Source organism: Serratia sp. BW106 (assembly GCF_002607755.1).
In the GTDB taxonomy this organism is placed as follows: Bacteria; Pseudomonadota; Gammaproteobacteria; order Enterobacterales; family Enterobacteriaceae; genus Serratia; species Serratia proteamaculans.
The window spans coordinates 1-17,514 of sequence record NZ_MCGS01000005.1 but is presented as its reverse complement, the minus strand read 5'-3'; the positions used below and the strand labels follow the sequence as shown (position 1 = coordinate 17,514).

Sequence of the window (17,514 nt, the reverse complement as noted above, 5' to 3'; positions counted from 1 at the left end):
TGCGCCCAGAGTAAGATTACTTGTTCAGTTTCAGCGTTTTGATGATGCCTTCGGCTTCGCTCTGCGCCTGCTGCTGGTTATCCGCCGGCAGCGTCACCTGAATGGTCAGCATGTTGTTGTCCAGCGTGCCGATCAGGATAGAAGAATAGGCTTTCTCGCCGCCGCTGGTGATGATGCTGTCCAACTGACGCAGCGGTACGCCGTTAACGTCGATGGCTTTGTTGGTGATCACCTGCAGGTTGGCATCGCGCGAGCGCTGGGTATCTTCCAGACGCTTGCTCAGGGTTTCCAGGTTGTCGGCTGTTTTATCGCCAAGGATCACGATCAGTGCGCGCTGGCCGGTACTGTCGGCGTAAACGTGCATGTTATTCGCCTGATTGCCCAGCTTGCCACTTTGGTCCGCCATGCCCACCGGCAGGGTGAACGCCAGCTTGCCATCCAGCAAGCTCACCTGTTGCCCGGCCGGGGCGCTGGCCGCGGCATCACCTGCCGACGCCTTGGTGTCTTTGGTCTCGCCGTCACAGGCCGCCAGGCCAAGCACTAACAGGCTGATACCCATCAATTTTGCTACTTTACGCATTGGGCTTCCTTCTTCCTTTCAGGTAGGGTTTCACTGCCTTATCGCAACCTATTCCAGGTTGAAATGCAAGGCAGATGTTGTCACAAGGTTTTCTCAAGTAATAGCCGATAATCAGCCACTTCGCCTTTCTTTTCCAGCTGAACAATCTGATAGTGATGGCCGATGAGCATCATCAGCATCGCGCGGAACTGATTGCGCGTTTTTACAGTCAGTCGCTGGTAACCCTGAGCCCGGGCCCAACGTTCCTGTTCAACCAGCAGTCTTTGCGCGATCCCATGGCGACGAAACGCCGGCAGCACACCCCCCAGCCAGCTGTAAAACACCTTTTCCTGCTGTTGATAACCGAGTTTGAAACCGGCCGGCTGACCGTCGATCTCGGCGACCAGTGCGTTAACCGCAGCGGACCCAATACGCCGCTGCAAATCGGCCAGGCTGTGCAAACTGCCGAATTCGGGGATTTGTTGATAAAGGCGGTGAATTTCTTCGAGGGTGGCGTGGCGGATGGTGATGGTCATTGCGGCCTCCGGGTCGGTGAGGCCGCCAATGATAACACGGGTTAGCCTGCTTGCAGGCTGCCGTCGTCCTGGCGGGCGGCGATGCGCTTAAGCAGCATATTCAGCAGTACGCCATACATCGGCAGGAAGAACAACAGGCAGATCAGCACTTTGAAGCTGTAGTCCACCAGGGCAATCTCAACCCAGTTGTTGGCCATAAAGGCGTCGCTGCTCTTGTAGAACGCAATAAAGAAGAACGACAGCGTATCGCTGATATTGCCGAGGAACATGGCGGCGGCAGGGGCAACCCACCAGGCACTGCGCTGACGCAGGCGGTTGAAAACGTGAACGTCGAGGATTTGGCCGAGTACATAAGCCATAAAGCTGGCGACGGCGATACGCGCCACAAACAGATTAAAGCTGCCCAGTGCGGCAAAGCCCTGCCATTCACCCTGATAGGTCACGGTGGAGATCACGTACGAAATGAACAACGCCGGTACCATCACCGAAAGAATGATGCGTCGTGCCAGCGGAGCGCCAAAAATTCGCACCGTCAGATCGGTAGCCAGGAAGATGAACGGAAAGGTAAAAGCCCCCCAGGTGGTATGAAAGCCGAAAATGGACATCGGCAACTGCACCAGGTAGTTACTGGAGGTAATGATGACAATATGGAACAGCGATAGCCAGACTAACGCGGTAAGGCGCTGCCGAGCAGTAAACGAATACATGTTGTAGCCTTTTTAATAGTGGGGTGAGGGAACCCAAATTGATACCCGTCGTCTTTCAAGTTGCAGCGTTGTTACCTGCACTCGCTAACCCCAGTTACTTACTTAAGTAAGCGCCTGGGGATGAGCGAGCTGGTCGCCTAGCTGCAACTTGAAAGCCATAGGGTATCGTTATCAAAGCAGCGAAATAAGCTGCGCGGCCGCATGATACGCGTTTGCGCAACCAATGCAATGGTTAAATTTAACGCAAACGTTAACGCATCTTGCGCAGAAAAACTACCGGCGTAAACTAGGCGCTGATGAGATGCGGCGAGCGTACGCCGATCGCTTTTGACCGAGAAAAATTGCATGACTGACTTATTTGCCCAGGCCGACCAGACGCTTGATGCGCTGGGGCTGCGCTGTCCGGAACCGGTAATGATGGTACGTAAAACCGTGCGCCATATGGATGACGGTGAAACGCTGCTGATTATTGCTGATGATCCGGCTACCACCCGCGACATTCCGGGTTTCTGCCGCTTTATGGAACACACGCTGGTGGCGCAGGAAACCGACACCGCGCCTTACCGCTATTTATTGCGTAAAGGCGTTGAACGTTAATAACCATTTGTTTACTTAGCGCTTTTGAAATATTTGCTGTGCGTCCAATGCACGAGCATGCAATGCCAATCCATTGAAGTCCGGCGGGCGGTAATAGTGGAGCGGAGCCGGTAGATTGCGCATGGCATCCGTCGGCCAGAGCTGCAGCTCGCCCAGGTTTGCCAGCCTGAATCCCTGAACCTGTAGCGGTAACATCAGACGTTGTGGGGCGGTATTTTCGCATGGGGGCAGTGCGGGCAGGCGGTTGCTAGCGGTGGTGTAATCCCGTTTTAACACCAGAAATTTCTCCGGCACCCGGCGGTGGCTGTCCCACCAGTCACCGTCAATACCGTCAAACTGCCGCTGGGTTGCCGTGATCGACACGGCGCCAAGCTGGTGCAAGGAAAGAGGGAGCAGCGCCTCCATGGCGCTGTTGTAGGCGGTGAGCGATACCGCTTGCCCTTGCAAGATAGCGTCAATCGCCAGGCGAGACCCCAGCAGGTTGGAATACAAATCTTCCGGTGAAAAAGCCGAGATCTCCTCAGGAAAACCCGGTACGGACCGGTAACCATACCATTGTGCTATCTCATGCCAGGCTGCCAGTTGAAAGGCGAGATCCCCTGCCAAATAGGCTGCCAGCGTGTAGCGCTGTGCTGCATCCTGAGGTGGCATAAAGGCATTCAGTTGTATGCGTCGTTTGGCCAGCTCAGGACTCAGGTCGATAAACCCCGGCTGGCCCAGCCGGGGTAAAAGCTGGCTGAACAGGAAGAGGGTATTGTCGGCGGTATCACGTACGTGAGCGATATCGATAAATCCCCCCCGATGGCTGTATATCAATCCCAATTGTTCACTGCCAAACCCCAGCAAGTTGCTGATGGCGTTGAAAGCGCTGTCGTTATAGTGATGGGTGCCAAGCCGGTCTGCATCCACCACGTTACTCAACTGATAAAACGGCACTGGGATGCCCAAGGCTTGCGCTTTGAGGTTATAACCAAAGGCGCAGCAGGGGCGTAAACCGTCCGGCGGTGACAGAGGCGCGGTCACCGGCCAGGCTATCCGGCTTTCGCGGGTGGGTTGCGAGGTGAGCAGCGTTTCCAGTTGCTTGGCGGGCAGCATAGGGGCAAACAACAGAAATAGCAGCACAACAGAACGCATTAAAAAGCCTCCCCAACCTGAAAGTAAAATCCGCTGCTTCCACGCCCGATCCCAAAATCGAGCCGTACGTTCATTTGCGGTTTGAATTCAAAGCGATAACCCGCACCCAGCGTGGGTAACCAGGGCCCTTGGCCCAGATCGCCGGCCTTATCGCTTAGCGTTCCGGCTCCGGCCCAAAGCACATAACCGTGCCGCCAGTTCAACTTGCGACGGTACTCTATCTGGCTGCTGAACACATTCCTGTCGCGGTAGCGGCCTTGATAATAGCCACGCATTCGTTTGTCATCGCCCAGCTCAGACAATCTGTCCCAGGGGATATCGCCAGTGGTTAGGCGGCTGTAGGCATCAAACGCCAACACGCTTTTCGCACTTAAACTGTGATAGGCATTGTATTGACTCTCAACGGCATTGAAACGACTGTCGCCGCCCAATTCCGGTGCAAAATAAGTGTCGCTCAGACGAATAAACTGGCCGCGTGTGGCATTAGAAACGAAATCACGCGTATCGTAATTCAGCGAACCGCTGATCCCCGAGCTTAACGATGAAACCCCGGCTTTTTGGGCCCTGAACAGGCTGCTGTCACCCTCTTCAGTTTTGCTGGCGTGCGTTGAGGACAAATCCCAGCCAATCCCTGCGTAGGTTGCATTTGCAATGCGGTACAGCAGCTGTGGTGCTATCTGAAATGACTGCTGAGTATACTTTTCCTTGTTACCGTCGTTATGCCCAGCCTGGTAGCCGGTGCCCCAGAAGTAGGTAGGCATATTATTGAGCGAACCGTCGGCAAAGAAGCGCCATTGGTCTTCAGCGAAAAAACTGTGGTTTTGAAAACCGACACCAAAGGCTCCGGTCGAGCTGAAAAATCCTTTTAACGCCAGCGTCGAATTTTGACTGATGCTGTCATGGCGGTCCGGTCGGTATATCCCTACCACGGCAGTGCCGATGCCAAGACCGAGTTCTGGAGTATAAAACGGGCCGGGCAAGATACCCCAATCGATGGTTTTACTGCTGTCGAAATGGTTGTTAGACCCCAGAGGGGCCAACATTTCATCTATTTGTTGATGTGACAACAGAGCGGCATGGGCACCGGACAGCAGAACCAACAAGACCAGGGGCAAACTGCGAATCGATATCGCCATCAGAAGCGATATTCACCCGAGACCATAAAGCTGTTGCGTTGGCTAAAGCCAAACTCGGTCAACACGTTAAAGTGTCGTGTGATCTCATATTGTGTACCAAGCAAGATATTCCAGGGGGATTGCAGATGCTGTTTTACCTCGAAACGACCTTCACCTTTCTGATTGGCCAGGGCCATCAGGGACTGAAGTTCTGCCGGCATTCTTAAATCAGACAGGCTGCCTTTGAACTCTTGCTGCACGTCCTGATACATGGTGCCGACCCAGAGGTTTAGATGAGTCTGCCCACTGATACCGGGCACCAGGAAGCGGTAACCTACGCGAGGGGATACCGTAAGTGCGGAAATTTGGCCATCAAGGATATCGAAATTGGTGCGGGTGTAGTTGGTATCAACCGAGGCGAACCAGTTCTCATATCCCCCGACTATCGTGGCACCTGCGCCGTAAGTGGTGCCCTTGAAATCGAGTTTGAAATCCAGATCGCGCAATGTCCCTTGTTTATTCATGCCATGTACGACATTGGCGATGATTTTTTCCATCATTTCTGTGTGCTGGCTGGGATCGGCATCAACGGAGACCTGGGACAACGAACTGCCTTTGGTATGACCGACGATGCCGTAAACATTGAGGAACGGTAGCACCCAGGTATCCAGACGCATGGTTTCCGTTTTGCTCTGTTCGCGGGTTTTGCCCACATCGATTTTGAACAAATTTGATGGCAGATTGAATGTGTCCCAACCTAATCCAGTAAAGTTGATGCTATCGACATCAATATTCTGCCGCATGTTCATGTAATTGACGCCGATCCCGAAGGGTTCCGGCAGGTCATAGCCGCGAGCTCGTGCTTCATCCCCCCAAATAGGCAGCAGGCGATGCTCTGGCTGGGGTTTCGCCGTAGGCTCAGGGGATTGGGATGCCGGCAAGGCGTTTTGGGTGATGAAAATGGGGCGATCTGCTTTATCGATGAGCTGTGTGGTGGCGGCAGAATCAGGCTGCTGCGCCAGAGCCAGTGTAGGGATAAAAAGGAGGGTGCTCAGGTTCAGAGCTTTAAAATATGACGATTTCATTCGACCATTACTCTGATAAGCTTCATCGGCTTATCGGATTGCAGTGAATAGGTGGCGGAAGAATATAGTAAAGGCATGCTTTAATTATGGTTATTACGTGCGCCTTGCCGCTGTTATTTTTCAGGTCAGTGTGTCAGGACGCCATAGACGGCGCCCCGACACGCTGTTTTATTACAGACGCTTCTTCAGCAGTCGCAGGGCGTTGGCGGTGACCAGCGCGGTGGCGCCAGAGTCCGCCAGCACCGCCAGCCACAGCCCGGTCAGGCCCAGCAGGGTGGTGATCAGGAATACCCCTTTCAGCCCTAGCGCAATGGTGATGTTCTGCCGAATATTGGCGTGTGTTGCGCGTGAGATGCGGATCATTTCCGCCACGCCCACCAGCCGGTTATGGGTCAGCGCCGCGTCGGCGGTTTCCAGCGCCACGTCGGTACCGCTGCCCATCGCGATGCCGATACTGGAGGCTTTCATCGCCGGTGCATCATTGATGCCGTCGCCGATCATCGCCGTTGGCCGCAGTTCGCTCAGTTCAGTCACCGCCTTCACTTTATCTTCCGGCAGCAGCCCGGCACGGTAATCCAGCCCCAACTCAGTGGCAATCGCCGCCGCCGCACGCGGGTTGTCACCGGTTAACATCACCCCGTTGATCCCCAGCGCTTTCAGTTCGGCAATCGCCTGTTTGGCATCGCTACGCAGTGTGTCACGCAGCGCCAGCAGGCCAATAGGCACACCGTCTTCCAGTACCACCACCGCCGTTTTACCGGCATTTTCCAGTCGTTCTACCTGACTGACGTCTTGCGGAGTGAGCAGGCCTGCGGCCAGCTTGGCGGGAGCACTGATCAGCAGGGTTTTACCGTCGATAACACCCTCGACCCCAACGCCCGCCAGTGCGCGACGGCCCTGTGCCAGCGGCAGAGGCACGCCATACTGTTCGGCGCGGTTGATAATCGCTTGCGCCAACGGATGATGGGAACCGGCCTCGACGGCGGCGGCCAGGGTTAGCAATTGCTGTTCGCTGATGCCGTTGAGCGGGAGCACATCGGTCACCGTCGGTTTGCCTTCCGTCAGCGTACCGGTTTTATCGAAGGCGATGGTTTGCACCTGGCCCAGTTGCTCCAGCGCCGCACCGCCTTTAATCAGCGCACCGCGACGGGTGGCGGCTGCCAATCCAGAGGTGATCGCCGCCGGGGTAGAGATCACCAGCGCACAAGGACAGCCGATCAGCAGCAGGGTCAGGCCGCGATAAATCCAGATATCCCAGGGCTGTGCATACAGCAACGGTGGCACCAGGATCACCGCGATGGCCAGCAGCATAATCGCCGGGGTGTAGTAACGGCTGAAACGGTCGAGGAAACGTTCGATCGGCGCACGGCGCTCTTCGGCTTCTTCAATCAGTTGCAGGATACGGTCAATGGCATTTTTACCCGGCTCGGAAATGACCTTCATCTGCGCGGCCTGATCGACCGACAAACTGCCCGCTGCGACTTTCTGGCCCTGCTGACGTTCGACCGGAACAGATTCGCCGGTCAGGGCGCTTTCGTCGAAGCTGGCGAACGGGTTGAGCAGCTCGGCATCGGCCGGCAGACGGCCGCCGGGGGCAATTTCAATCACATCGCCGGGGCGCAGGTTGGCAACGGGGACGCGTTTGCGTTGTGTTCCCTGCAGCAGCAGGGCGTCTTCCGGCACCAGCTCCATTAGCGCCTTTACGCCGCGTCGCGCACGGTTGGCGGCATAGGATTCCAGCATCTCGCCAACCATAAACAGCAGCAATACCATTGCCGCCTCGGCGGTCGCGCCGATAAAGAGTGCGCCAATGGCCGCGACGCTCATCAGGGTTTCGATGGCAAACGGCGTGCCGGAGCGGATCAGGCGTACCGCCTTGGTGGCGACCGGGGCCAGGCCTACCAGCGTGGTGGCGATAAAGGCAATGCGGCTTAGCTCGGGGTTAACCAGGCTGAGTGCCCAACTGACGATCATCAGCGCAGTGAGCAGCAACAGGGGGCCAAACTCGCCAAGGCGTGACGTTTTTGGCAAATCGGCTGGGGTGGTCTGGGTGCCGAGCAGGGTAAAACCGGCCTGTTTCACCGCATCCTGAATGCGCTGGCTGATATCGGATTGGGCGTCGACCACCAGTTTTTCGGTGGCAAACAGCACGCGGGCGTTGTCGACACCCGGGAGCGCCGTCACCGCATTTTCAATTTTCTTGGCACAGCTTGGGCAGTCCATGCCGGTGACTTTCCAGCTGTAGCGTTGGCTACCGGAGAGAGGGGCGGCGGCTAATCTGTCGCTTTCCTCATCCGGATCCTCATGATCGTCAGTGCTGCAACCGCCTGCGCCATGATCGTGCGTATGGGCATGTTCACCAGGGCTGGCGACACTTGGCTTTTCACTGCTGCAACCGTGCTGGGTTTTGCTGTGGCTGTGGTTGCAACCGCAGCCGCCTTCCGCGTGGTGATGTTCCTGATGATTATGCTTTTCATGGTGAGTCATAGCGTCCCCCTCCGGGCCGTTAATGAAATTCATTGGCCAGACTCTACACCCTGGAGTCAACTCCAGAGTCAAGCAACGGATGAGAATTATTGCTAACTGTGAGGCGGGAGTTATCGCGGGTGGATCAGGGCCGTTAGGCGAAATAATAAGATGTTATTCCAATACAAACTTAAAGGTCCCGGCGGCTAATAATAAAGAGTTATTAATCTATAACTCTTTAGCTAAATTTAACTTTTTGTCACTTAAATGCCAGCACGATCCGCTTGCACCTGCAGGCCGCATTTTTGTTGAAGTTTGTTGCCAACATGTGACGATTAAGTTTCATTTAGATTGTAAAGATCGCCAAAAACCAGCATAAGTCTCCTTCGTTGTGAAAATATATAGCTGATTATTTTATGTTCAGTTTTGCGAGCCTGCCTATAATTGGAATCGATTACCATTTATAGCGGTAATCTTATTTGCTGATATATATGCATTAATTCTATCTAACACACTGCCGGCAACGGCGCATAAGTCCCTTCCGGTTAGCTGGCGGATCGTTCTCCGTGGCTAGCGGGCAGGTTATGTCTATCTGTCTGATTGATAACGATCAGCTAATGAGTGGAATCGAACCAATGCAATCTACTAAAAAGGCAATTGAAGTTACTGAATCCAGCCTCGCAGCGACCGGGTCCGGCTACAATGCTGTAGACGATCTGTTGCATTACCACGAGCGTGGCAACGGGATCCAGGTTAATGGCAAGGACTCATTTTCAAACGAACAAGCTGGGCTGTTTATTACCCGTGAGAACCAAACCTGGAACGGTTATAAAGTTTTTGGTCAACCGGCCAAATTAACTTTCTCGTTCCCGGACTATAAATTCTCATCCACCAACGTCGCCGGCGACACCGGGCTGAGCAAGTTCAGCGCGGAACAGCAGCAACAGGCCAAACTGTCACTGCAATCCTGGTCTGACGTGGCCAATCTCACCTTCACCGAAGTTGCCGCCGGCCAAAAGGCCAATATCACCTTCGGCAACTACAGTCAGGATCGTCCCGGTCATTATGACTACGACACCCAGGCCTACGCCTTCCTGCCGAATACCATTTATCAGGGTCAGGATCTGGGCGGCCAGACCTGGTACAACGTCAACCAATCCAACGTTAAACATCCGGCCAGCGAAGACTATGGCCGTCAGACGTTTACCCACGAGATTGGTCATGCGCTGGGCCTGAGCCACCCGGGTGAGTACAACGCCGGTGAGGGCAACCCAACCTACAATGACGTTACCTATGCCGAGGACACCCGCGAGTTCAGCCTGATGAGCTACTGGAGTGAAACCAACACCGGCGGTGATAACGGCGGTCACTATGCAGCGGCACCGCTGTTGGATGACATCGCCGCCATTCAACACCTGTATGGTGCCAACCTGTCGACCCGTACCGGCGACACCGTGTATGGCTTCAACTCCAATACTGGCCGCGATTTCCTCAGCACCACCAGCAACTCGCAGAAAGTGATCTTTGCTGCCTGGGATGCGGGCGGTAATGATACTTTCGACTTCTCCGGTTACACCGCCAACCAGCGCATCAACCTGAACGAGAAGTCCTTCTCCGACGTGGGCGGGCTGAAAGGCAACGTGTCTATCGCGGCGGGTGTGACCATTGAGAACGCCATCGGCGGGTCGGGCAATGACGTGCTCGTTGGCAATGCGGCCAACAACGTGCTGAAAGGTGGTGCGGGCAACGACGTGCTGTTCGGCGGTGGCGGAGCGGATGAACTGTGGGGCGGCGCAGGCAAGGATATCTTTGTCTTCTCTGCGGTCAGCGATTCCGCACCGGGCGCTTCCGATGTGATCAAGGATTTCCAGAAAGGCGCCGACAAAATTGACCTGTCGTTCTTCAATCAGGGCAAACAGGGCGGCGATCAAATCCACTTCGTCGATCATTTCAGCGGCGCAGTGGGCGAAGCCTTGCTGTCCTACAATGCGTCAAATAACGTCAGCGATTTAGCCCTGAATATCGGCGGCCATCAGGCGCCGGACTTCCTGGTGAAAATCGTGGGTCAGGTAGACGTCACCACTGATTTTATCGTGTAACCGTGAGGATAACGCCCGGTGCAACCTGGCCGGGCGTTATGCAGGAGCCGATATGAAAGGCAGCTTGGAGCGTACCGCCATAATGGCGGGGAGCATAATGGTTACGGGGGCAGTTATGGCCAGCAGTTTGGTTCTTCCTACCGCAGGGTCACTGGCGGGGCAATGGCAAGTCGCTGACGCGCAACAACAGTGCCAGATCGAGTTTTTGGCCAGTGAACAGCGTGCAACTAACGGCTTTCAGCTGGTGGATCGGCAGAATTGCCTGAAGAAGGTGTTAACGGCTGAAGTGGTCGGCTGGCGTCCGGCGCCGGATGGTATCGCTCTGCTACAGGCGGACGGCAGCACGCTGGCGTTCTTTTCGCGCGACGGGGATATTTATCGTAACCAGCCAGGTGCGGGCGACGGCCTGACGCTGAAGGCGCTGGTGTAATCATAGCGGGTTCGGCAGCCGAACCCGCCCTGAGAAATTACAGGTAAAGCGAACGTACAATCAGGAAATGGCCCGAGAAGTAGCAGAATGCCACCAGCGCATCGGCTGCGCGGAAGGTAAAGCGATAGCGATTCAGCAGCCACACCACGTTGGCCAGCAACAGCAGTGAGGTCCCCGCCAGCAGCGAGAAACCGAAATCGGTGCTGCGCATGAAGTACTGTTCCCCCGCCAGCCACACCATCAGCAGCGTCATTGCTACCAGGGTGGCAATCGGCCAGCGCATCTCTTCCAGCCGGGTCCAGATAGTCGCCAGCAACAGCACACCAATCACCAGCAGCGCCAATGGCAGCGGCCAAAACAGGCTGAAGGTCATCTGACTGGCGAAACTCAGGGTATACAGCAGATTCGACAGGAAAAATGCGCCGATGGCGTACAGCACGCGTTCGCGCGGCAGCAGTAACAGTGCGTCGGCGATCAGCGTCGCCAACAGGCCGAGGACAATCAGATAGCCCGCTGGGCCGAGCACCGGCGCTTGCCAGGCCAGTAATAACAGCAGCAGCAGGGTAACCGGTTTAAACACCCAACGTTGCCAGCGTGGCCCGCGGTAGGAGGCGTCAACGAACAGCCAACCGGAAAAGAATACGGCAAGGAACGGCCAACTCATATGTCTTCCTTATTCATTATGGGAGCCACAGCCTCCGGCTCCAAATTGTCACCAGTGTCACTTCCTGATTGCAGTGTAGGCAGCACGCCTGTAATCGACAACGCTTTCTTGAGAATGCTATGTTTACGCCGATTTAACCGCGAAGGGAATGGGAATCAAGATGAGTAAGCCACCGCTGTTTTTTGTCGCCGTGATTGCGTTGATCGCCGTACTGGCGACGCATCGCTATTTCAACCAACGCCGTTCGGAGGCGGAAAATGACCGAGCGCCGGTTCGCAGCTTGCAGGTTACGGTGAGCGATAAGCGTGAGTTCCCTGCTTCAAATAACCGTTCACGCCAGCGCGAACATATCGTCAATGAGGCGATGCGGTATGAAGTGGTGTTCCACCCGCAGCGTGGGGGAGAGGACATTACCCTGCGGCTGAAACAGCAGCAATACGGCCCTATAGAGAAAGGTGCGCAGGGCATGCTGCTCGTACAGGGCACACGCTTTGTCTCTTTTACCGCTCAGCCGTAGGGCTCCCGATCCCGCGCCCGCGTGGTGTTATTTTCTTTTGATCGGCGGCTGTTTTTTCTGCCAGGCCAGCAGTTCGAAAACGCCAAAGATGAAGATCTTGGCTTCCTGCCAGTAGCTTATCGGCTGATCTTTAGGTTGCGTCGACTTCAGCAACACCAATTGCAGCCCGTGCATCACCACCATAAAGAACAGCGCCACGTCGATGAAGTACTTCAGCGGCTTGGGAAAAGGGTGAAACAGATTGGAGAGCAGAAAGCCCCATACGCACAGCATCAGCAGGCGACCCAGATTAATCAGCATTGTCGGTTTTCTCTTGAGAACGGATATAAAGACGGTAAGCCACCTGACCGGCGACTTTTTCACGGTGTAGCTGCCAGTTGGCCGGGACGTCCGTGGCGGCACTTTCGGCTTCGGCCTCTACATAGATCCAGGCCTCATCGGCCAGCCAGCCCTGTTGCTCCAGCAGCGTGACGGTTTCCGCCAGCAGCCCTTTGCGAAAAGGCGGATCGAGGAACACGACGTCAAACGGCTGAGCTTTGCCTGCCAGCCAGCTTAACGCGTTGGTATTGACCACCTTGCCTTTCCCTTGTAGCAACGCCAGATTTTTCTCCAGCTGTTGTGCCACCGGGCGTTCAAACTCCAACAGCGTGACGCTGCCGGCATAGCGTGACAGCGCTTCCAGGCCGAGTGCACCGCTACCGGCGAAACAGTCCAGACAGCGCGCGCCCTGGATCACCGGTGCCAGCCAGTTAAACAGGGTTTCACGGACGCGGTCGGTGGTTGGACGCAGCCCTGGGCTATTCGGTACCGGCAGTTTTCGTCCACGCCATTGGCCGCCGATAATGCGGATCTGCCCGGCCGCGGCCTGAGGCGGTTTTTTGGCCGACGCCCGGGGCGATATTCTTGTCATAGGTTTGCTTTATTTCTTTCTGGGGCGGTGAAGGCCGCACAAGTTAACGAAAAGTTGCCTCTATTCTACCGGTGAGACGCGCCGGGGGAAACGGTAAAACTTTGTTGCCTGATTTCACAGCGGAAAGCATACCGGATGCGTGTTGCTGCGCGAGGGAAAGTGATAGACTCGGCGGAATAATTGTCAGTATAAGCAAGCCTTCGGTACGGAGTAGAGTCATAACATGGCAAAAGATAAGAAACGCGGGTTTTTCTCCTGGCTGGGCTTCGGCCAGAAAGAAGAAGAGCAACAGCAACCTGAAACGTCGGTAGAACCGGCGGAAAATCAGGCCGTGGAGACACCGGCTGGACCGGTTGCTCCCAAGCTGGATGACCAGCTTCCCGCCCAGGAATCTGAACCTGCCGCCTCCGTAGAGACCCCTGGCGAATGGGACGGCAGCCTGACCGGCGAACATATCGCCGAAAGCGTGCCGGTGGTGACCGAGCACCCTACAGCGGCAGAAACGCTGGCGGAAGAGATTGTTATCCTTACCGAACAGGTGGCGGCAGAGCAACAACCTGCGGTAGTAGAGGAGATCGCCGAGCCGATTGCCGAGGTTGAGCCTGAACCGGTTGTCGTGGTTGATCCGGAAGTGGTTGAGCCTGAACCTGAGGTGCTGACGCCAGAGCCGGTTATTGAACCAGAACCTGAACCGGAAGTGATTGCACCAGAGCCGGTTATCGAGCCTGAGCCAGAACCGGTGGCTGTGATTGAACCTGAAGTGGTCGAGCCTGAACCTGAGGTGATTGCGCCAGAGCCAGAGCCAGAGCCTCTGCCGGCCAGCGTGGCGCTGGAGCCGATTATCGTCGCACCGGCCATTATTGAAGAGATTGAACAACAGCAACCTGAGCTGCTGGCCCCTGCGGTGACTCAGGAACAGGAACGCCCGACCAAAGAAGGCTTCTTTGCCCGCCTGAAGCGCAGCCTGGTGAAAACCAAGCAGAATCTGGGTTCCGGTTTTATCGGTCTGTTCCGTGGCAAGAAAATCGATGACGATCTGTTTGAAGAGCTGGAAGAACAGCTGCTGATTGCCGACGTCGGCGTGGAAACCACGCGTAAAATCATTACCTCCCTGACCCAACACGCCAGCCGCAAGCAGTTGAAAGATGCTGAGGCGTTGTACGGCAAGCTGAAGGAGGAAATGTCTGAAATTCTGACTAAAGTTGAACAGCCGCTGGATGTTAGTGGTAAAACCCCGTATGTCATTCTGATGGTTGGGGTGAACGGCGTGGGTAAAACCACCACCATCGGTAAGCTGGCCCGCCAGTTCCAGGCGGAAGGCAAATCGGTGATGCTGGCAGCGGGGGATACCTTCCGTGCGGCAGCGGTGGAGCAGTTGCAGGTGTGGGGCGAACGTAACCGTATTCCGGTCATCGCGCAGCAAACTGGCGCAGACTCCGCCTCGGTGATTTTCGATGCCGTACAGGCCGCCAAGGCGCGCGGTATCGACGTACTGCTGGCCGATACGGCAGGGCGTCTGCAGAATAAAGCGCACCTGATGGAAGAGCTGAAGAAGATCGTCCGCGTTATGAAAAAACTGGACGACCAGGCCCCCCATGAGGTTATGCTGACTCTTGATGCCAGCACCGGACAAAATGCGGTCAGCCAGGCGAAATTATTTAATGAAGCCGTAGGCTTAACCGGTATCACACTGACTAAACTGGACGGTACCGCCAAGGGCGGGGTGATCTTTGCCATTGCCGATCAGTTCGCTATCCCGATTCGCTATATCGGCGTTGGGGAAGGCATCGAAGATTTGCGGCCGTTTAAGGCTGACGATTTTATTGAGGCACTTTTTGCCCGAGAGGATTAATACGGATGATTCGCTTTGAACAGGTCAGTAAAGCTTATCTGGGCGGACGGCAGGCACTGCAGGGGGTAGATTTTCATCTGCGCCCGGCAGAGATGGCGTTTCTGACCGGCCATTCCGGCGCGGGTAAAAGTACCCTGCTGAAACTGATTTGTGGCATTGAACGGCCGAGCGCCGGCCATATCTGGTTTGGTGGTCACGACATCAGTCGCCTGAGAAACAGTGAGGTGCCGTTCCTGCGTCGTCAGATCGGCATGATTTTCCAGGATCACCATCTGCTGCTGGATCGTACGGTGTATGACAACGTGGCGATGCCGCTGATTATCGCCGGTGCCAGTACCGAAGACATCCGCCGCCGCGTTTCTGCTGCGCTGGACAAGGTCGGGCTGCTGGATAAGGCGAAAAACTTCCCGATCCAGCTTTCAGGTGGTGAGCAACAGCGTGTGGGCATTGCCCGTGCGGTGGTGAACAAACCGGCGGTGCTGCTGGCGGATGAGCCAACCGGTAACCTGGATGATGCGCTGTCGGAAGGCATTCTGCGCCTGTTTGAAGAATTTAACCGTGTTGGCGTGACCGTGCTGATGGCCACCCATGACACCGGGCTGATTGCCCGTCGCAATTACCGCACTCTGCGCCTGAGCCAGGGTCGTATGGCTGGAGGAGCGCATCATGGCGAATAACGCAAAAACCGCCAAGAGCAAAGCGCTGCGCGGCGGCTGGCGTGAACAATGGCGTTACGCCTGGATGAACGCCATCAAGGATATGCTGCGCCAACCCTTGGCAACGCTGTTGACGGTGATGGTGATTGCCATCTCCCTGACACTGCCGAGCGTGTGTTACATCGTCTGGAAAAACGTCAGTACCGCCGCGACCCAATGGTACCCAACGCCGCAGTTGACGGTTTATCTGGATAAATCCCTCGATGACGACGCGGCGGTGAAAGTGCTCGACGCCATCAAGGCGGAAGCCGGCGTAGAGAAAGTGAATTACCTGTCGCGTGAAGAGGCCCGCGGTGAATTCCGCAACTGGTCCGGCTTTGGCGGCGCACTGGACATGCTGGAAGAGAACCCGTTACCGGCGGTCGCCATTATCACGCCGAAAATGAGCTTCCAAAGTTCCGACACCCTCAACACCCTGCGCGATCGCGTGGCAGCGGTACAGGGCGTGGATGAGGTAAGGATGGATGACAGCTGGTTTGCCCGCCTGGCGGCGCTGACCGGACTGGTGGGCCAGGTGGCTGCGATGATCGGCGTGCTGATGATTGTGGCGGTGTTCCTGGTGATCGGCAACAGCGTGCGGCTGAGCATCTTCAGCCGTCGTGACACCATCAACGTGATGAAGCTGATTGGTGCGACCGACGGCTTTATCCTGCGGCCGTTCCTGAACGGCGGGGCGATGCTGGGCTTCTTTGGCGCATTGCTGTCGTTGCTGTTGTCCGGCGGGATGGTGTGGCGTCTGGAGTCGGTGGTCACCGGCGTGGCCAAGGTCTTTGGCACCACCTTTACCCTGCATGGGTTGGGTTGGGATGAAGCACTGTTACTGCTGATTGTCTCTGCGATGATCGGCTGGATCGCCGCCTGGCTGGCGACGGTGCAACATTTACGTCGATTTACACCACAATAAAGTTTTTTTGGTATACTCTTCTCCTGCTGCTCCGAGCGTGTTGCGGGAGAAGAGCTACCGGCACCAATCCAAGCACCATTCAGTCTCTTCTTTGCGCACAAATTCCCTATCGGCCTGAGTCTTCGTCACGTATTGTCATGCACAATGTGATCGAAAAACTGTGAACTAATAGGGCGGAACACGGTCAAAATCTGCAGCAAAATGTTATGGTGCCCGGCGTGTGGACCGCTTTTGCAATAGCAACTGCCGTAGAATCAATCATTTCCCCGCCGTGATAATCACCTGCATGACCTGTTTTTTTCAAGAGAGGGTTTGAATGACCAAAGAAATGCAAACTTTAGCTTTAGTGCCCCTGGGCAGTTTGGAAGCCTATGTTCGGGCCGCCAACACCTATCCGATGCTGACGGCAGAGGAAGAGCGGGAGCTGGCTGAACGGCTGCATTATCAGGGCGATCTGGAAGCCGCTAAGCAGCTCATCCTGTCTCACCTGCGCTTTGTCGCTCATATTGCCCGGAATTACTCTGGTTACGGCCTGCCGCAGGCGGATCTGATCCAGGAAGGTAATATCGGTCTGATGAAAGCGGTTCGCCGCTTCAACCCAGAGGTTGGGGTGCGTCTGGTTTCCTTTGCGGTGCACTGGATCAAGGCAGAAATTCACGAGTACGTACTGCGCAACTGGCGTATCGTTAAAGTTGCGACCACCAAGGCACAGCGCAAGCTGTTCTTTAACCTGCGTAAAACCAAGCAGCGTCTGGGCTGGTTTAATCAGGACGAGGTGGAACTGGTGGCCCGTGAATTGGGTGTGACCAGCAAGGACGTGCGCGAGATGGAGTCTCGTATGGCGGCACAGGATATGACTTTCGATCCAACGCCGGACGACGACGCCCGCGAAGGCCAGTCGATGGCGCCAGTGCTGTACCTGCAGGATAAAAGCTCTGACTTCGCCGAAGGTATCGAAGAAGATAACTGGGAAAGCAACGCCGCAGACAAACTGGCCTATGCGATGGAAGGCCTGGACGAGCGTAGCCAGCACATCATTCGTGCCCGTTGGCTGGACGACGACAATAAGTCCACGCTGCAAGAGCTGGCCGATCAGTACGGTGTTTCTGCTGAGCGTGTACGCCAGCTAGAAAAGAACGCCATGAAGAAACTGAAAATGGCGATCGAAGCCTAATCCCGCGTAAGCGTTAAAAAGCCCGGCTAGCCGCAATGCCGTTCACTTA

At 55.7% G+C, this 17,514-nt stretch carries 18 protein-coding genes; 8 read left to right on the top strand and 10 right to left on the bottom strand.

Annotated features, from left to right (window positions below):
- Nucleotides 1-16: 16 nt before the first annotated feature.
- From BEI65_RS03540 to BEI65_RS03530, 3 genes are all read right to left on the bottom strand, one after another.
- Nucleotides 17-580: a DcrB family lipoprotein gene (locus BEI65_RS03540; protein ID WP_099062158.1), complete on the bottom strand. Its 564-nt coding sequence runs from the start codon at nt 578-580 to the stop codon at nt 17-19.
- Nucleotides 581-660: 80 nt separating this feature from the next.
- Nucleotides 661-1,095 carry a GNAT family N-acetyltransferase gene (locus BEI65_RS03535; protein WP_099062157.1) on the bottom strand — a complete coding sequence of 145 codons (435 nt, stop codon included), beginning with the start codon at nt 1,093-1,095 and terminating at the stop codon, nt 661-663.
- Between the two features lie 41 nt (nt 1,096-1,136).
- Nucleotides 1,137-1,802, bottom strand: a complete 666-nt coding sequence (locus BEI65_RS03530; RefSeq protein WP_099062156.1) for a 7-cyano-7-deazaguanine/7-aminomethyl-7-deazaguanine transporter — start codon at nt 1,800-1,802, stop codon at nt 1,137-1,139.
- 345 nt (nt 1,803-2,147) lie between these two features.
- Here BEI65_RS03530 and tusA point away from each other — a divergent pair, with 345 nt between their 5' ends.
- Nucleotides 2,148-2,399, top strand: coding sequence for a sulfurtransferase TusA (gene tusA, locus BEI65_RS03525; RefSeq protein WP_099062155.1), 252 nt, complete (start codon nt 2,148-2,150; stop codon nt 2,397-2,399).
- A 15-nt stretch (nt 2,400-2,414) separates the two neighbouring features.
- On the opposite strand, the gene BEI65_RS03520 is transcribed toward tusA, so the two are convergent.
- From BEI65_RS03520 to BEI65_RS03505, 4 genes are all read right to left on the bottom strand, one after another.
- Nucleotides 2,415-3,533 carry a DUF4056 domain-containing protein gene (locus BEI65_RS03520; RefSeq protein ID WP_157765417.1) on the bottom strand — a complete coding sequence of 373 codons (1,119 nt, stop codon included), beginning with the start codon at nt 3,531-3,533 and terminating at the stop codon, nt 2,415-2,417.
- A complete protein-coding gene (locus BEI65_RS03515) occupies nt 3,533-4,669 on the bottom strand; it encodes a BamA/TamA family outer membrane protein (RefSeq protein ID WP_099062154.1) in 1,137 nt (378 codons plus the stop codon). Before BEI65_RS03515 ends, BEI65_RS03520 begins: the two co-directional genes overlap by 1 nt.
- Complete coding sequence (locus tag BEI65_RS03510; RefSeq protein ID WP_099062153.1) at nt 4,669-5,733, bottom strand: hypothetical protein; 1,065 nt, start codon at nt 5,731-5,733, stop codon at nt 4,669-4,671. Before BEI65_RS03510 ends, BEI65_RS03515 begins: the two co-directional genes overlap by 1 nt.
- A 171-nt stretch (nt 5,734-5,904) precedes the next feature.
- Nucleotides 5,905-8,220: a zinc/cadmium/mercury/lead-transporting ATPase gene (locus BEI65_RS03505; RefSeq protein ID WP_099062269.1), complete on the bottom strand. Its 2,316-nt coding sequence runs from the start codon at nt 8,218-8,220 to the stop codon at nt 5,905-5,907.
- A gap of 614 nt (nt 8,221-8,834) precedes the next feature.
- Between BEI65_RS03505 and BEI65_RS03500 the strand changes: the two genes are divergently transcribed.
- Together BEI65_RS03500 and BEI65_RS03495 are read left to right on the top strand one after the other, a co-directional pair.
- Nucleotides 8,835-10,298, top strand: coding sequence for a serralysin family metalloprotease (locus tag BEI65_RS03500; protein ID WP_099062152.1), 1,464 nt, complete (start codon nt 8,835-8,837; stop codon nt 10,296-10,298).
- Between the two features lie 52 nt (nt 10,299-10,350).
- A complete protein-coding gene (locus BEI65_RS03495) occupies nt 10,351-10,728 on the top strand; it encodes a protease inhibitor Inh/omp19 family protein (RefSeq protein WP_099062151.1) in 378 nt (125 codons plus the stop codon).
- 37 nt (nt 10,729-10,765) lie between these two features.
- Here BEI65_RS03495 and BEI65_RS03490 read toward each other — a convergent pair whose 3' ends face one another.
- Nucleotides 10,766-11,392: a lysoplasmalogenase gene (locus BEI65_RS03490; RefSeq protein ID WP_085116501.1), complete on the bottom strand. Its 627-nt coding sequence runs from the start codon at nt 11,390-11,392 to the stop codon at nt 10,766-10,768.
- Between the two features lie 160 nt (nt 11,393-11,552).
- Here BEI65_RS03490 and BEI65_RS03485 point away from each other — a divergent pair, with 160 nt between their 5' ends.
- On the top strand, nt 11,553-11,909 hold the full coding sequence (locus tag BEI65_RS03485) for a DUF2500 domain-containing protein (RefSeq protein ID WP_099062150.1): 357 nt from the start codon (nt 11,553-11,555) through the stop codon (nt 11,907-11,909).
- 27 nt (nt 11,910-11,936) lie between these two features.
- Here BEI65_RS03485 and BEI65_RS03480 read toward each other — a convergent pair whose 3' ends face one another.
- Nucleotides 11,937-12,209 carry a DUF1145 family protein gene (locus BEI65_RS03480; RefSeq protein ID WP_006317223.1) on the bottom strand — a complete coding sequence of 91 codons (273 nt, stop codon included), beginning with the start codon at nt 12,207-12,209 and terminating at the stop codon, nt 11,937-11,939.
- Nucleotides 12,199-12,819: a 16S rRNA (guanine(966)-N(2))-methyltransferase gene (gene rsmD / locus BEI65_RS03475; protein WP_099062149.1), complete on the bottom strand. Its 621-nt coding sequence runs from the start codon at nt 12,817-12,819 to the stop codon at nt 12,199-12,201. Before rsmD ends, BEI65_RS03480 begins: the two co-directional genes overlap by 11 nt.
- A 223-nt stretch (nt 12,820-13,042) precedes the next feature.
- Here rsmD and ftsY point away from each other — a divergent pair, with 223 nt between their 5' ends.
- From ftsY to rpoH, 4 genes are all read left to right on the top strand, one after another.
- Nucleotides 13,043-14,671, top strand: a complete 1,629-nt coding sequence (gene ftsY, locus BEI65_RS03470; RefSeq protein WP_099062148.1) for a signal recognition particle-docking protein FtsY — start codon at nt 13,043-13,045, stop codon at nt 14,669-14,671.
- A 5-nt stretch (nt 14,672-14,676) separates the two neighbouring features.
- Nucleotides 14,677-15,348, top strand: a complete 672-nt coding sequence (ftsE, locus tag BEI65_RS03465; RefSeq protein WP_012004692.1) for a cell division ATP-binding protein FtsE — start codon at nt 14,677-14,679, stop codon at nt 15,346-15,348.
- Nucleotides 15,338-16,291, top strand: a complete 954-nt coding sequence (gene ftsX, locus BEI65_RS03460; RefSeq protein WP_012004693.1) for a permease-like cell division protein FtsX — start codon at nt 15,338-15,340, stop codon at nt 16,289-16,291. Before ftsE ends, ftsX begins: the two co-directional genes overlap by 11 nt.
- A 316-nt stretch (nt 16,292-16,607) precedes the next feature.
- Nucleotides 16,608-17,465: an RNA polymerase sigma factor RpoH gene (rpoH, locus tag BEI65_RS03455; protein WP_085116506.1), complete on the top strand. Its 858-nt coding sequence runs from the start codon at nt 16,608-16,610 to the stop codon at nt 17,463-17,465.
- The last annotated feature ends 49 nt before the right edge of the window (nt 17,466-17,514 follow it).

Bases quoted from the DNA above. Each gene is read 5' to 3' on its own strand.
- BEI65_RS03540 (WP_099062158.1), bottom strand. From the start codon at position 580: ATGCGTAAAGTAGCAAAATTGATGGGTATCAGCCTGTTAGTGCTTGGC.
- BEI65_RS03535 (WP_099062157.1), bottom strand. From the start codon at position 1,095: ATGACCATCACCATCCGCCACGCCACCCTCGAAGAAATTCACCGCCTT.
- BEI65_RS03530 (WP_099062156.1), bottom strand. From the start codon at position 1,802: ATGTATTCGTTTACTGCTCGGCAGCGCCTTACCGCGTTAGTCTGGCTA.
- tusA (WP_099062155.1), top strand. From the start codon at position 2,148: ATGACTGACTTATTTGCCCAGGCCGACCAGACGCTTGATGCGCTGGGG.
- BEI65_RS03520 (WP_157765417.1), bottom strand. From the start codon at position 3,533: ATGCGTTCTGTTGTGCTGCTATTTCTGTTGTTTGCCCCTATGCTGCCC.
- BEI65_RS03515 (WP_099062154.1), bottom strand. From the start codon at position 4,669: ATGGCGATATCGATTCGCAGTTTGCCCCTGGTCTTGTTGGTTCTGCTG.
- BEI65_RS03510 (WP_099062153.1), bottom strand. From the start codon at position 5,733: ATGAAATCGTCATATTTTAAAGCTCTGAACCTGAGCACCCTCCTTTTT.
- BEI65_RS03505 (WP_099062269.1), bottom strand. From the start codon at position 8,220: ATGACTCACCATGAAAAGCATAATCATCAGGAACATCACCACGCGGAA.
- BEI65_RS03500 (WP_099062152.1), top strand. From the start codon at position 8,835: ATGCAATCTACTAAAAAGGCAATTGAAGTTACTGAATCCAGCCTCGCA.
- BEI65_RS03495 (WP_099062151.1), top strand. From the start codon at position 10,351: ATGAAAGGCAGCTTGGAGCGTACCGCCATAATGGCGGGGAGCATAATG.
- BEI65_RS03490 (WP_085116501.1), bottom strand. From the start codon at position 11,392: ATGAGTTGGCCGTTCCTTGCCGTATTCTTTTCCGGTTGGCTGTTCGTT.
- BEI65_RS03485 (WP_099062150.1), top strand. From the start codon at position 11,553: ATGAGTAAGCCACCGCTGTTTTTTGTCGCCGTGATTGCGTTGATCGCC.
- BEI65_RS03480 (WP_006317223.1), bottom strand. From the start codon at position 12,209: ATGCTGATTAATCTGGGTCGCCTGCTGATGCTGTGCGTATGGGGCTTT.
- rsmD (WP_099062149.1), bottom strand. From the start codon at position 12,819: ATGACAAGAATATCGCCCCGGGCGTCGGCCAAAAAACCGCCTCAGGCC.
- ftsY (WP_099062148.1), top strand. From the start codon at position 13,043: ATGGCAAAAGATAAGAAACGCGGGTTTTTCTCCTGGCTGGGCTTCGGC.
- ftsE (WP_012004692.1), top strand. From the start codon at position 14,677: ATGATTCGCTTTGAACAGGTCAGTAAAGCTTATCTGGGCGGACGGCAG.
- ftsX (WP_012004693.1), top strand. From the start codon at position 15,338: ATGGCGAATAACGCAAAAACCGCCAAGAGCAAAGCGCTGCGCGGCGGC.
- rpoH (WP_085116506.1), top strand. From the start codon at position 16,608: ATGACCAAAGAAATGCAAACTTTAGCTTTAGTGCCCCTGGGCAGTTTG.